This window comes from Streptomyces termitum, assembly GCF_014650175.1.
GTDB lineage: Bacteria > Actinomycetota > Actinomycetes > Streptomycetales > Streptomycetaceae > Streptomyces > Streptomyces termitum.
The window spans coordinates 432,663-445,017 of record NZ_BMUL01000004.1; the positions used below are offsets into that span (position 1 = coordinate 432,663).

The window sequence follows — 12,355 nt, forward strand, 5'->3', positions numbered from 1 at the left end:
GGGCGGCGGCGGGAACGGGGGAGGCCCGGAACGGCACGCGCCGTTCCGGGCCTCCCCCGTCCGTCAGACGCCGACCCCGCACCGCCGGGCCGCCGTCAGGAACACCTCGGCGGTCTCCGGCAGCCGCGCGAGCGCGTCGCGGTAGTCGGTCCGGGCCGCGGCGAGCCGGTCCCGCACCCCGTCGTCGTACAGGACGGCCGACAGCCCGGCGACCACCGACTCCTCGTCGAGGAGTTCGGCGCGCAGCGCGGTCGTGGTCAGCGGATTGTCCTCCAGCAGGCGGCTCACCACCGCGTTCCACTGGAGCGGCCACATGTGGAACGGCGGCACCGGCCCGGGGAAGGCGGCCAGCCAGGAGCGGACGGCGGGGGTGAGGCCGCCGAAGGCACCGGCCAGCCGGCGCGCGCCCGGCTCGCCGTCCACGTCGAAGGTGTTGACGGTGAAGAGGCCCGGCACGTCGGCCAGGACCGCCCGCTCCAGCGCGAAGGAGGGCAGGAACAGGCCGAGCACCCCGTCGGCCGCCCCGAGCAGGTCCGTGTACCGGCCGGCGGTGTACGTCTCCTCGACGTGCAGCCGGTCCGACGGCAGCCCGAAGCCGTCGAGGTACGGCCCGACCGCCAGGAAACGGGTCTCCGGCGGCAGCCTGCGCAGGTAGTGGCCGACCAGCTCCGGCACCCGGACGGCCAGTTCGCGGGTGCGCGGCCCCGCCTGCGTCTGCATGATCCGCTGCCACGGCAGGGTGGGCAGCATCAGCAGCCGCTCGCCGTCCCGCACCCCCAGCGACCGGCGCAGCTCCCGGCGGGCGGCCGCGGAGGGCGGTGCCAGGGTCCGGTCGGCCCGGTAGGGCAGGCCCCGCCCGCCCCCGGCGTCCGGCCGGTTGGCGGGCACCGGCAGCAGATGGGCGGGGGCGGTCAGGATGCGGTCGCTGACCCGGGTGGTCCGCCCGAGCACCTCCACCTCCAGATCGGTGTCCTCCAGGTGCACCGAGTCGAGGGCGATGACGGGCAGGCCGAAGTCGTCGACGAACCACGGGTCGATCCCGTAGTTCACGACGTGGGTCAGCCAGTGGGCCATGTAGTCGCTGAGGACGATCGCGTCCGGCCGCGCCTCCCGCACCGCGCGGGCGACGACCTCGCGCACCCCGGGCCCCAGGGAGGTGTCCACCAGGGTGTACGGATGCCCGGCGGCGGCCAGTTGGCCCTCGTTGTACCGGTCGACGACGAAGTGCGACGCGATCCCGGCGTCCTTCAGCTGCGCGGCCAGGTCGAGGCCGAGGGTCACCTCGTGCAGGGTCTGCCCGAGCGTCGCCATGAAAAGCAGGCGCATGTCCTTCTCCCGTCTCCCTTTCTCCGGTGGTCCCGTGCGGTGCCCGGGCCCGCTCAGGCCGCCCCGGCGGCCCGGCCGCGCTCCGCCACCGCCGCGCGCACCCGCCCGGCGACCGTGCGGACGTCGTCGTCGGTCAGCCCGTGGTGCAGCGGCAGGCACAGGGTCTCGCCGGCCGCCCGGTCGGTGGCGGGCAGCACCCGGTCGGAGCCGTAGGCCGGCACCTTGTGCAGCGGCGCGTACCGGAAGGTGGTGTAGACACCGGCGGCGAGCAGGTCGGCGGCGACGCCGTCGCGGATCGCGGCGTCCATCTGCACCCAGTAGAAGTAGTGCGAGGAGACGTGGCCCTCCGGCAGCGGCGGCGGCAGCCGCAGCCCCGGCACGTCGGCGAGCTCCCGGTCGTAGAGGGCGACGACCTCCCGTCGGCGGGCCATGAACTCCGGCAGCCGGCGCAGCTGCACCGCGCCGATCGCGGCGGTCAGGTCGTTGCCGATGACGCGCCGCCCGATCTCCGGCACCTCAAGCTCCCACCACCGGTGGGACACCTTGGCGTAGCCGAAGCCGGTGGCCTGTGCGAGGCCGTGGTAGGCCAGCCGCCGCAGCCGGGCGGCCTGCTCGGCGTCCCGCACGTACAGCAGCCCGCCGTCCCCCGTGGTCAGGATCTTCGCCGCGTCCAGCGACCACATGGCGAGGTCGCCGAAGGTGCCCGCCGCCCGGCCGCCGGCCGTCGAGGCGATCGAGCAGGCCGAGTCCTCGATCAGGGTCAGGCCCCGCTCGCGGCAGAGCGCGGCGATCTCCGCGACCTGTCCGGGCTGGCCGCCGTAGTGCAGCAGCAGCACCGCCCGGGTGCGGGGCGTGAGGGCCGCCTCGACGTCCTCCCGGCCCGGGTTCATGGTCCGCGGGTCGACGTCGCAGAAGACCGGCCGCCCGCCGGCCGCCAGCACGGCGTTGGCCGCCGCGAGGAAGCTCATCGACGGCATGACCACCTCGTCGCCCGCGGCGAGGCCGAGGGACTCGGCGATGAGGAAGAGGGCGGCGGTGCCGGAGGCCAGGAAGACGACCCGGTCCGGCGCGACGCCGAGGTGCTCGGCGAACGCCGCCTCGAACGCCTTGGTCCGGGGCCCGTGGCCGAGCCAGTTGTCGCGGAACACGGCCTCGACGGCGGCGAGTTCCTCGTCGCCGACGGCGGGCTGGAACAGATTGATCACGTGAGTGCCTTTCTCGCCCTCTGGTGTCCTTGAAGGGGTGGCCGGGGCCGCCGGGACGTCACCGCCCGGAGGCCGCCAGCCGTTCGATCGCCGTTACGGCCTCGGCCGCCCCGGGCAGCCCGGCCACCTCGTCGGCCAGCTCCCGCGCCCGCTCCCGGTAGGACGGCGTGGCGAGCATCTCCGCGCAGACCCGCGCGATCGTCCCGGCGGAGTCGTCCGCCGGATCCACCATCCGGGCCGCGCCGTACTCGCTCAGCCGCCTGCTGTAGTCGACGCAGTAGGGCAGGTACGGGACGAGGACCTGCGGCACGCCGTAGGACACGTACCCCATGGTGGTGTTGCCGCCCGCGTGGTGGACCACGAGGTCGCAGGTGGGCGCCGCCAGGTGCAGCGGGATCCACCCGGCCCGCACGTGCGGCGCGAGCGGCCGCAGCTTCTCCGCCACGGTCTCCGGGGCGGCGACGAGCAGCTCCACGTCCAGCCGTCCGACCTTCTCCACCAGCCCGCTCAGGATGTCGAAGTCGGACTCGGGGGTGACGCGGCTGCCGGCCGACACCAGGACCCTCGGCCGGTCGCCCCGGGCCAGCGTCCAGGGCTCGACCCGCTTCTGCGTCGCGTACGGCACGTAGCGCATCATCTGCGCGGGCGGCGCGTCCGCCGGGCGGAGGCTGGGCGGGCAGATGTCGACGAACAGGTCGGCGCGCGGCATGTCGTACAGGCCGAGCCGCTCCAGCTCGGGTCCGAGTTCGGCCGCCGCGCCCAGGTCGATGGTGCGCGGCTCGCCCATGTCGATGGCCTGCTTGACGTAGGGCACGCCCGCGTACGCGGCGACCAGCGGCGCGGCGAAGGCCAGCGCCCCGCCGACCACCACGTCGGGCCGCCACCGGTCGGCCAGTTCCAGCAGTCCGTCCAGGCAGGAGGCCGCGTACCGGCCGAAGGTCCGGCCGTTGAAGAGGTAGCGCTCGTGCAGGTCCTCGGGGATGGGCACCCGGACGCCCCGGCGGTCGACGAGCGCGTCGTGCATCACCTTCGACGAGACGGCGACGCCGGGCACGCCCGCCCGGGTGATGGTGGGCATCACGTTCTCCGGCGCGGCCATGAAGACCTCGTGTCCGGCGTTGCGGGCGGCCTGGGCCAGCGGGACGACGCCGAAGATGACTCCGGAGGTGCCGCCCGCCACAAAGAGAATCCTCATGCGTCGGATCGTCCGGAACCGGCCTCGAACGCCGCTCGACACCCGCTGGACCCGCCCGCCCGGCACCGGGCTTCAGGACACCGGCTTGCGCGCGGTCGTGATGACGTAGCCGAGGAGGTTCCGTTCGAGCTCCGAGATCTTGCCGATCATCGCCCGGAACTCCTCGGCGAACTCCCGGCCGCCCTTCTCCACGACCTTCGGGTAGTTGTCGGCGACGAGCCGGTCGATCCGGGCCGCCGACCGGCGCAGGTGCGGCGTGGCGTCCTCGTGGTGCGCGATCTCCAGCCCCGCCTCGCCGATCATGCGGGTGTACGCCTCCGCCGTCGGCAGTCCGTCGACGGTGAAGCCCTCGGTGAGGACCGCCCGCCACTCCTCGGTCAGCGTCCCGGTCTCGGTGTAGTCGGCGAGGACGAACACCCCGCCCGGCGCGAGCACCCGGGCGATCTCCCGCAGCGCGGCCCCCCGGTCGGAGAGGTACATCAGCGTCTCGACCGCCCAGACGGCGTCGAACGACCCGTCCTCGTACGGCAGTTCCATGGCGTCGACCCGCTCGAAGCGGACCCGGTCGGCGACGCCGGCCTCCCGCGCCAGCCGGGTGCCGGTCTCCACCTGGTCGGCGCTCACCGTGATCCCCAGCACGTCGCAGCCGGTGGCGGCCGCCAGCCGGATCGCCGGCCGGCCCTGGCCGCAGCCCACGTCGAGCAGCCGCCGCCCCGGCCCGAGCGCCACCCGCTCCACCAGCACGTCGGTCAGCCGGTCCTTGGGGTCGACGTCCGGATCGGCGTCGTCCCAGTAACCGATGTGCAGGTTCTGCCCCATGAAGATCTCCCAGAGCCACCCCCGGTCGTCGTAGAACTCGCCGACCTCGTCGGGGGTCAGGGCCTTCTCCGCCATCGACTCTGCTCCTTGTCGTCCGGTGCGTGGTGCCACGGACGCTGTCAGGCGCGATTCGACGGTGGCTCGAACCGGAGTCGAGCGGGGGACCGGAGGTTGTCCCTGACCGCATCTCCGTTCGAGAACCGCTGGGAAGCCCATGAAAGCGCTCGTACTGTCCGGAGGCGAGGGGACGCGCTTACGTCCCTTCACGTACTCGATGGCGAAACAACTGGTTCCCGTGGCCAACAGACCCGTCCTGGTGCACTGCCTGGAGAACCTGCGCGATATCGGAGTGAAGGAGACGGGAATCGTCGTCGGCGGCCACGGCGCGCAGATCGAGGAGGCGATCGGCGACGGTTCCCGCTTCGGCATGCGGATCACCTACCTCCGTCAGGAGGCGCCGCTCGGACTCGCCCACTGCGTCACGCTCGCCGAGGAGTTCCTCGGCGACGAGGACTTCGTGATGTACCTCGGCGACAACGTCCTCGCCGAGGGCATCGCGGACGCCGCCGACGAGTTCCGCCGGGTCCGCCCCGCCGCGCAGCTCCTCGTCACCAAGGTCCCCGACCCCCGGCAGTACGGCGTGGCCGAGGTCGGCGCCGACGGCGTGGTGAGCGCCCTGGTCGAGAAGCCCGCCGAACCGCGCGGCGACCTGGCGGTCATCGGCGTGTACTTCTTCACCGCCGCGGTCCACGCCGCCACCCGGGCCATCGCCCCCAGCGCCCGCGGCGAGCTGGAGATCACCGACGCCCTCCAGCACCTCATCGAGGACGGCCGGACGGTCACCGCCCGCGCGTACGACGGGTACTGGAAGGACACCGGCAAGATCGACGACCTGCTGGAGTGCAACCGGGTGCTGCTGGAACGCCTGGGCACCGCCGCCCCCGCGGCCGCCGGCGAGGTCGACGCCACGACAGTGGTGGAGGGCCACGTGGTCGTCGAGCCCGGCGCCCGCGTCACCGGCTCGCACCTCACCGGCCCCGTGGTGATCGGCGCGGGCAGCGTCGTCCGGGACTGCCGGATCGGCCCGGACGTGGCCGTCGGCCGGGACTGCGTCCTGGAGTCGGCCGGTGTCGGCAACTCCATCATCCTGGAGGGCGCCACCATCACCGACGTCCCCGACCTGAGCGGCTGCGTGATCGGCCGCTGGGCCCAGGTCCGCGCCCGTGACGGCGGCACGCACAATCGGTTGATCATCGGAGACCACACCCAGGCGGAGGTACCGGCATGAGGATCCTGGTCACGGGCGGGGCCGGATTCATCGGCTCCCACTACGTGCGCACCCTGCTCGCGGGCGGCTACGAGGGCTACGGCGACGCGGAGGTCACCGTCGTCGACAAGCTCACCTACGCGGGCAACACGGAGAACCTGCCGATGGGCCACGACCGGCTGGCCTTCGTCCACGGCGACGTCTGCGACCAGGCGCTGATGCGGCGCGTGCTGCCCGGCCACGACGCCGTCGTCCACTTCGCCGCCGAGTCCCACGTCGACCGGTCCGTGGACGGCTCCGTCGCCTTCGTCCACAGCAACGTGCTCGGCACCCAGAGCGTCCTCGACGCCTGCCTGCACACCGGCGTGCCCACCGTCGTCCACGTCTCCACCGACGAGGTGTACGGATCGATCGCCGAGGGCTCCTGGACCGAGGAGTCCCCCCTGCTGCCCAACTCGCCCTACTCGGCGTCCAAGGCCGGCAGCGACCTGCTGGCCCGCGCCTACCACCGGACCCACGGCCTCGACGTCCGCGTCACCCGCTGCTCCAACAACTACGGCACCCACCAGCACGTGGAGAAGCTGATCCCGCTGTTCGTCACCAACCTGCTGCGCGGCCTGCCCGTCCCGCTGTACGGCGACGGGAGCAACGTCCGGGAGTGGCTGCACGTCGACGACCACTGCCGGGCCGTCCAGCTCGTCCTGGCCGGCGGCCGGGCCGGCGAGACGTACAACATCGGCGGCGCCACCGCCCTCACCAACCGCGAGATGACCGACCGGCTGCTCGACCTGTGCGGTGCCGACCCGTCGCTGGTCCGCCACGTCGAGGACCGTAAGGGCCACGACCTGCGCTACGCCATCGACGACGGCAAGATCCGCGCCGAACTCGGCTACGCCCCGCGCCGCCCCCTGGACGAGGGGCTGCGGCAGGTCGTCGCCTGGTACCGCGACAACCCGGGATGGTGGAAGCCCCTGCTGGACTCCTGAACGGGCCGGACGAGAAACGCTGGAGCCCGGCTCGAACCCCCGTCGAGGCCGCCACCCCCGCGGTTGACCTGAACCGCGCTTCAGGTTGCACGATGGCGATCACGGCGACACCGCACCGCGTCGCCCCCTCCGGCAACCCCGCCCAAGGAGAACCGCCATGGCCTTACCCGACCCCGCCCCCCGCCCCGCACCGCCCACGCCCCACCGCTCCATGCTGCTCGTCCTGCTCCTCGCCTCCACCCTCACGCTGATGGCCGGCGCCGTCATCGCCCCCGTCGTCGGCGTCATCCGCGACGACCTCGGGGTGAGCGGCACCGGCGCCGGCCTCATCCTCACCGCGCACGGCCTCTCGCTCGCCCTCGTCAGTCCGCTCGTGGGCCGGGCCGTCGACCGCTTCGGCCTGCGCGCCCCGCTCGTCGGCGGACTCCTGCTGTACGGCGTCGCCGGCGGCGCCGGACTGGTCACGGACTCCTACCCGGCCCTGATCATCAGCCGGTTCGTGTTCGGCGTCGGCGCGGCGGCCGTCTTCATCGGCACCACCGTGGCCCTTCTCGCGCTCTACCAGGGCGAGGAGCGCGACCGGGTCGCCGGCTGGCGCTCCACCGCCCTCAGCCTCGGCGGCATCGTCTGGCCGCTGATCGGCGGCGCGCTCGGCGGCATCTCCTGGCACGCCCCGTTCGCCGTCTACCTGCTGGGCGTCCCGGTCGGCCTCCTGACGCTCCTCGTGATGCCCCGGCTGCCCGCCGAGGGCCGGGCCAAGGCCGGCGGCATCGTCGATCTGCTGCGCCGCCACCCGAACCTCCTGGCCTTCTACGCCTTCTCCTTCTTCGCCTCCTTCCTCCTCTACGTGCTGGCGGTCTTCCTGCCCCAGCGGCTCACCGAGGTGGACGTCGAGGAACCCTTCCTGATCGCGCTCATCACCGTCAGCACCTCCGTCGGCGGCACCCTCATCGGCCTCTTCTACGCCAAGATGAAGGCCCGCCTCGGCTACGCGAACCTGCTCCGCACCGCCACCGTGGCCTGGGCGCTGGCCTTCCTGCTCATCGGCCTGAGCGGGCAGTGGGTCTTCCTCACCCTGGCCGCCCTGGTCTTCGGCCTCGGCAGCGGCGTCGTGGTGCCCGCGCTCGCGATGATGATCGGCGAGACGGCACCGGCGGCCCGGCGCGGCCAGGCGATGTCCCTGTCCGGAACGGCCAACTTCACGGGCCAGTTCGTCGCCCCCCTCGTCCTCGGCCCGGTCATCGGAGCCACCACCATCGGCACCGGCTTCCTCGTCGGCGCCGGCCTGTCTGCCCTGGTCCTCCTGCTCCTGCTCGCCTTCCCGCTGGCGGTCCCGAAGCGCCCCGAGGAGGTCCCGTCCCCCGTCGCCTCCCCCTCCTGACCGTCGGCCCCGCACTCCGGGGACGGTGTTCACCGGGCGGCCACGTGCCGCCCCACGGGGGTTCGGTTCGAACTCGTATCCATAACGGGTCTGGACCGAAGGGGTCCCGCGTCCGGCGTCCCGTCCGGGGGCGGGCCTCCGCACGTGAAGGGAAAACCCCGTGGATCGCCGATCCCTCCTCACCACCACCGCCGCGGCCGGAGCGGCGGGCCTGCTCGCCGCGGGGCAGGCGCCCGCCGCCGCGGCCCCCGGCCCCTCCCCGGCCGCGCCCCCGCACGGCCACGGCCGCCCGGACCGCCCGGTCGCCACGTTCAACGTCATCAGCGACATCCAGGGCGACCTGCGCGACCTGGGCGTGGCCATGGAGGACATGCGCGCCACCAACCCCCACAGCGCCGGCCTCGCCGTCGCCGGGGACCTCACCCCGCGCGGCTACGACTTCGAATACGCGGCCCTGACCGCCGAGTTCCGCAAGCACGCGCGGCCCTCGACGGTCGCCTGGGCGATCGGCAACCACGAGTTCTACGTGCCGAAGTACCGCGACCCCGACACCCTCGCGCAGGCCACCTGGCCCAACGGCACCACCGAGGACTCCCTCTTCCGCAGCTTCTACCGCTTCGCGGGCCGGAGCACCGTCCACGCCGAGCACTCCTTCGGCGGCATCCCCGTGCTCAGCATCGGCACCGAGAAGTACATGCACTACCACGACCCCAAGCTGTGGGACGAGGTGTGGCTGAGCGACGCCCAGTTCGCCTGGCTGGAGGACCGGCTCGCCCACTGGGCGCGCCGCCGACGGCCCGTCATGGTCGTCACCCACCACCCGCTGCCCAACACGGTCTCAGGCAGCCACAACAAGCTGTACGCGCGGGACTACCTCCAGGCCGAGCGCCTCCTCGGCATCCTCGGCCGGCACCGCGACGTCTTCCTCTTCTGCGGCCACACCCACTGGGACCTGGCCCTCTCCGACTGGTACGTCCGCCGGGTCGTCCCCGGCACCGGCAACCTGGAGGGCTTCAACGTCCTCAACACCGGCGCGGTCCAGACCGGCTTCACGGACGACGGCAGCGGCGGCGAGGTCGCCGTCCCGGGCACCTTCAACCAGGGCCTCCAGGTCACGGTCCACCGCGACCGGGTCACCGTCGGCGCCCGCGACTTCGCCGCCGGCACCTGGATCAAGCAGGTCACCATCCCCCTGAACACCCCCCTGTAGCCCCCGCCCCGGGTCCGGCCCCGCGGCCGGACCCGGGCCCGGTCACCAGGTGACCGGCAGGGAGCGCAGGCCGCTGAAGAACTCCTTCGAGCGCCAGCACAGCTCCTCCTCCGGCACGGCCAGCCGCAGCTCCGGCAGCCGGTCCGCCACCCGCTCCAGCGTCGTCCGCAGCTCCAGGCGGGCCAGATGGGCGCCCAGGCAGTAGTGGATGCCGTGGCCGAAGCTGATGTGCGGGGTCCCCGGCCGGTCGAGCACGATCCGTCCGGGCGACGGGAAGGCGGCGGGGTCGTGGTTGGCCGCCGCCTGGGAGACCACCACCGGCTCGCCCGCCCGCACCAGGACCCCGCCCAGCTCCACGTCCTCCTCCGCGTACCGGGGCAGGGTCAGGCCGTTGAGCAGGGGGACGAGGCGCAGCAGCTCCTCGACCGCGCGCGGCACCAGCTCGGGCCGGGCGCGCAGGGACGCCCACAGCTCCGCCCCGCCGCCGCCCGCCTCGCGGGGCAGCAGCAGGACCGCGAAGAAGTTGGCGATCTGGTTGGTGGTGGTGACGAAGCCGCCGATGAGGACCTCGTTCAGCAGCCCCGTCAGCTCCTCGCCGGTCAGCGCGCCCTCGTCCACGGCCCGCACCAGGACGCTGATCAGGTCGTCGGCGGGGACCCGGCGGCGGGCCTCCACCCAGCCGGCCATGCGGGCGAAGAAGTCCTGGGCGTGCCGCCCCACCACCTCGGGCGTCACCCCGCCCGAGCACACCGCGTCCGCCCAGGTCCGCAGCAGCGGCCGGTCCTCCTCGGGCACCCCGACGATCTCGCAGATCAGCGTCATGGGCAGCGGGAAGGCCAGGTCCTCCACCAGGTCGGCGGGCGGGCCCGCCGCCGCCATCCGGTCCAGGAGCCCGTCGGCGACCTCGCGGATCCGGCCGCGCAGCGGCTCCACCCGGCGGGCGGTGAACTCCTTCGCGAGCAGCGCGCGCAGCCGGGTGTGCCGGGGGGCGTCGAGCGCGATGAGCCCCCCGCCGGCCCGGGGCATCGGACCGATCCTCGGCTGGTCGCGGCGGACGGCCTCGGCGAGGCTGAAGCGGGGGTCCGACAGGACGGCGCGCACGTCGTCGTAGCCGGTCGCGAGCCAGGCCTCGTCCCCGTACGGCAGCCGGACGCGGACGGGCGGCCGGTCGCGCAGCGGCCCGTACCCCTCGGACAGGCCCAGCCCGCCGCTCGTCCAGAAGGGGTACGCGAGGGGCTCCTGGCCGGGGTCGGCGGCGGCGGGCGGTGCGGTGCGGACGTCGGGGGGCAGGGACACGGGGTCGCCTTTCTCAGCGGTGCGGGCCGACGGGCACGTCGACGTGGGTCGGGAGGGGGGCGCTGGTGTCGACGGAGGCGGTGAAGCCGATCCCGTCGTCCCGGCAGATGAACTGCATGACCTGGCGTCCGGCGGCCGCCGCGCGGATCAGGCCGCCGGTGGTCGCCCACACCCCGGAGAGGTAGAAGTTCCGCAGACCGGGCAGGACCGGCCCGTTCTTCTTGACCAGCTCCTCCATCGCCTCGCCGCTCTCCACGAAGGGCTGCCAGCCCAGGAAGGTGCCCTCGAAGGCGCCGGTGTAGCGGATCTGGGTGAGCGGGGTGCAGGTGTCGCGGACCGCGACCGCGTCCCGCAGACCGGGGTACAGCCCGTCGAGGTAGTCGACGACGGCGTTCAGGGTCCGCCGCTTCGCGAGGACGTACGGCTTGCCGCGCTTGACCGGGAGGGTGTGCAGCTCCGTGCCCCGGCGGACCCGGCTCAGCCGCTCCGGCCCCTCCGCCAGCTCCCGCCAGGGCGCCGTGTCGGAGAAGTACGTGGCGTACACGACGCCGGTGCCCTCGGGCGACAGCTCCGGATAGAAGCGGTTGCGGAACTGTACGTTGAGACTGGGGTGCCGGATGCCGGTCAGCCGGGACGCCGTCTCCTCGTCGAGCAGGTGGGTGGTGGTCGGATCGGCGTCCGGGAAGGGCCGCCGCAGCCCCAGGAAGACGCTCGTGTAGCCGGGGAAGACCATGCCCGGCCGGTGCAGCGTCTCCCGGTACAGGGTGGCGTACTCGCCCTCCAGGTAGCGCCCGTCGAGCAGACCGAGGAGCGTCGCCGGGCCGTCGCAGGCCGACACGACGATGTCCGCGTGGTGCTCCTCCCCGTTCGACAGCCGCACGCCGACGGCCCGGTCGTCCTTGACGAGGATCTCCTCGACCCGCGCGTTGTACGTGATGTCGCCGCCGAGCCGCAGGTAGCGCTGCTCGATCGAGCGCGCCAGGCCCAGCGAGCCGCCCTCCGGCACCCCGGCCGAGCGGTGCGCCTGCGCGGCCATCTGGAAGTAGAACGGCAGCACCGGGAAGCCGGGGTGCCTCTCGTACAGGATGTAGTTGAAGGCGTCCCGCAGCAGCGGGTCCTTGAAGCGGGTCGAGTACTCCGTCATCAGCACGGACATCGAGGTGCGGAAGAGGTTGAAGTACGGCAGGAAGCCGGCCAGCATCCGCCACCGCTCCCGGCGCCCCATCAGCCCCACCGGCTTCAGGAAGGGGTACGAGGGCAGGCAGGCGATGAACTTGCGCAGCCCCGCGCAGAAGCTCCGGATCGTCCGCGCGTCGGCCGGGGAGAGCGACAGCAGGTGCCGCTCCAGCCGGTCCGGGTCGCAGTAGAAGTAGACGGTCCGCCCGTCCTGGCCGCGCACCGTGTTGAAGACGTCGAAGTGGCGCATCTCCTTGCCCTGGAGCGCCCCGAGTTCGAGCCAGATCTGGTGCATCTCGTTGCCCGGCCCGTTGCCGAGGAGCCAGCTGATACAGGCGTCGAAGGTGTACTCGCCCCGCCCCCAGCCGGTGCAGCAGCCGCCCGGGATCTCGTGCATCTCGAAGATCCGGGTGCGGTAGCCGTTCATCTGCCCGTACGCACCGGTGGAGAGCCCGCCGAGCCCGCCCCCGATGATGATCATGCTTTTCCTGCGT

The 12,355-nt window shown here is 73.3% G+C and carries 10 protein-coding genes; 4 read left to right on the top strand and 6 right to left on the bottom strand.

Going from position 1 to position 12,355, the window contains the following annotated elements:
- Positions 1-63: 63 nt before the first annotated feature.
- The 4 genes from IE219_RS10560 to IE219_RS10575 all read right to left on the bottom strand — a co-directional run bounded on the left by IE219_RS10560 (position 64) and on the right by IE219_RS10575 (position 4,620).
- Complete coding sequence (locus tag IE219_RS10560) at positions 64-1,326, bottom strand: DUF6365 family protein (protein ID WP_189976328.1); 1,263 nt, start codon at positions 1,324-1,326, stop codon at positions 64-66.
- Between the two features lie 53 nt (positions 1,327-1,379).
- Positions 1,380-2,531 carry a DegT/DnrJ/EryC1/StrS family aminotransferase gene (locus tag IE219_RS10565; RefSeq protein WP_189976329.1) on the bottom strand — a complete coding sequence of 384 codons (1,152 nt, stop codon included), beginning with the start codon at positions 2,529-2,531 and terminating at the stop codon, positions 1,380-1,382.
- 58 nt (positions 2,532-2,589) lie between these two features.
- A complete protein-coding gene (locus tag IE219_RS10570) occupies positions 2,590-3,726 on the bottom strand; it encodes a nucleotide disphospho-sugar-binding domain-containing protein (RefSeq protein ID WP_189976330.1) in 1,137 nt (378 codons plus the stop codon).
- Positions 3,727-3,798: 72 nt separating this feature from the next.
- Positions 3,799-4,620 carry a class I SAM-dependent methyltransferase gene (locus tag IE219_RS10575; protein WP_189976331.1) on the bottom strand — a complete coding sequence of 274 codons (822 nt, stop codon included), beginning with the start codon at positions 4,618-4,620 and terminating at the stop codon, positions 3,799-3,801.
- A gap of 139 nt (positions 4,621-4,759) precedes the next feature.
- Here IE219_RS10575 and IE219_RS10580 point away from each other — a divergent pair, with 139 nt between their 5' ends.
- The 4 genes from IE219_RS10580 to IE219_RS10595 all read left to right on the top strand — a co-directional run bounded on the left by IE219_RS10580 (position 4,760) and on the right by IE219_RS10595 (position 9,389).
- Complete coding sequence (locus IE219_RS10580) at positions 4,760-5,833, top strand: glucose-1-phosphate thymidylyltransferase (protein WP_189976332.1); 1,074 nt, start codon at positions 4,760-4,762, stop codon at positions 5,831-5,833.
- Positions 5,830-6,798, top strand: a complete 969-nt coding sequence (gene rfbB / locus IE219_RS10585; protein WP_189976333.1) for a dTDP-glucose 4,6-dehydratase — start codon at positions 5,830-5,832, stop codon at positions 6,796-6,798. The genes IE219_RS10580 and rfbB overlap by 4 nt, the downstream gene beginning before the upstream one ends.
- Positions 6,799-6,955: 157 nt before the next feature.
- Positions 6,956-8,179 carry an MFS transporter gene (locus tag IE219_RS10590; RefSeq protein ID WP_189976334.1) on the top strand — a complete coding sequence of 408 codons (1,224 nt, stop codon included), beginning with the start codon at positions 6,956-6,958 and terminating at the stop codon, positions 8,177-8,179.
- Positions 8,180-8,339: 160 nt separating this feature from the next.
- Positions 8,340-9,389 (top strand): metallophosphoesterase family protein, encoded by a 1,050-nt coding sequence (locus tag IE219_RS10595; RefSeq protein ID WP_189976335.1) that lies wholly within the window; start codon positions 8,340-8,342, stop codon positions 9,387-9,389.
- A gap of 42 nt (positions 9,390-9,431) precedes the next feature.
- Here IE219_RS10595 and IE219_RS10600 read toward each other — a convergent pair whose 3' ends face one another.
- Together IE219_RS10600 and IE219_RS10605 are read right to left on the bottom strand one after the other, a co-directional pair.
- Positions 9,432-10,685 carry a cytochrome P450 gene (locus IE219_RS10600; protein WP_229849694.1) on the bottom strand — a complete coding sequence of 418 codons (1,254 nt, stop codon included), beginning with the start codon at positions 10,683-10,685 and terminating at the stop codon, positions 9,432-9,434.
- Between the two features lie 13 nt (positions 10,686-10,698).
- A complete protein-coding gene (locus IE219_RS10605) occupies positions 10,699-12,342 on the bottom strand; it encodes a phytoene desaturase family protein (protein ID WP_189976336.1) in 1,644 nt (547 codons plus the stop codon).
- Positions 12,343-12,355: the final 13 nt, after the last annotated feature.

Coding starts and splice junctions, on each gene's coding strand:
- IE219_RS10605 (WP_189976336.1), bottom strand. CDS start 12,342: ATGATCATCATCGGGGGCGGGCTCGGCGGGCTCTCCACCGGTGCGTAC.
- IE219_RS10570 (WP_189976330.1), bottom strand. CDS start 3,726: ATGAGGATTCTCTTTGTGGCGGGCGGCACCTCCGGAGTCATCTTCGGC.
- IE219_RS10560 (WP_189976328.1), bottom strand. CDS start 1,326: ATGCGCCTGCTTTTCATGGCGACGCTCGGGCAGACCCTGCACGAGGTG.
- IE219_RS10580 (WP_189976332.1), top strand. CDS start 4,760: ATGAAAGCGCTCGTACTGTCCGGAGGCGAGGGGACGCGCTTACGTCCC.
- rfbB (WP_189976333.1), top strand. CDS start 5,830: ATGAGGATCCTGGTCACGGGCGGGGCCGGATTCATCGGCTCCCACTAC.
- IE219_RS10575 (WP_189976331.1), bottom strand. CDS start 4,620: ATGGCGGAGAAGGCCCTGACCCCCGACGAGGTCGGCGAGTTCTACGAC.
- IE219_RS10590 (WP_189976334.1), top strand. CDS start 6,956: ATGGCCTTACCCGACCCCGCCCCCCGCCCCGCACCGCCCACGCCCCAC.